The sequence below is a fragment of the Sphaerospermopsis reniformis genome (assembly GCF_005402885.1).
Classification (GTDB): domain Bacteria; phylum Cyanobacteriota; class Cyanobacteriia; order Cyanobacteriales; family Nostocaceae; genus Sphaerospermopsis; species Sphaerospermopsis kisseleviana.
This window is the reverse complement of sequence record NZ_BJCE01000518.1, coordinates 1-845: the sequence shown is the minus strand read 5'-3', so window position 1 is coordinate 845 and position 845 is coordinate 1. Positions and strand designations below refer to the sequence as shown.

Below are 845 nucleotides of genomic sequence, written 5' to 3'. Positions count from 1 at the left end.
GTAAATTCTTGGTGGCTTTGTTTACTGCATTTAGTCAGGAAACAGATGATTTCACTAAATTAGTAAACGACTTATTTACCCAAACTACAGGACAAAAATTACCAGAAACAGCAAGTGCCGTAAAAATTTATTTACCAACATCTGTACAAGGGGTGAATCGAATTAAAGCAGACAGCAATAAAGTAGATTCTCAAAAAACAGATTGGTTAAGTTTATGGTTGATTGCTGGGGGTTTATTTACCTTTAGTATATCAGAACGGGTAAAAATAGCAGAACGAGTTTATGATTGGCGTGTTGTCGCCCTTGAACCACAAGATATTCCATTAAATAAATATCGTGAGGTGTTGAATCAACTCCGTCAATTTAACCCACCTTCTGGTGGTCATGGTATAGCCCGTTTTGATTCTGAATTAATATTGCGTTTCTGTCAACAATTATTAAATTATCATCAATCCCAAGCTGATACAGAAACCGATGAATTTGCACTTTTTCAACCAGTGAATCAATTTGTTAGCAACTTTATTGGTACTCACTTTGGTTCTAAAGGTCAAGTTTATGGTGTCAAGGAAGTTTTTACTTTGGGTTTACCTGGTTGGATTCGTCCTGAAAATCAGCAACAATTAACAGAATATAATCAAGTTTTGAGTGAACATTTATCAGTTATCACTACCTTATCTGCGGAAGAAGGACACAGTGAGTTATTAGCAGCTTATCGGGATTTTAAGCTGTTGTGCAGCTAAATCGAATAAACAGCATTACCTTTATTTTTAACTTTGCGCTCCCATTTAATAATAAGACCTCCTTCGTTTAGCAATTTATTTAATAATTCTTCTAACTGTTCTACT

1 pseudogene is annotated in these 845 nt (G+C 34.8%); it reads left to right on the top strand.

The features are described 5' to 3' along the window. Window positions 1-740: pseudogene (locus FFR48_RS28150) on the top strand (hypothetical protein); the annotation flags it as partial. Between the last annotated feature and the right edge of the window lie 105 nt (window positions 741-845).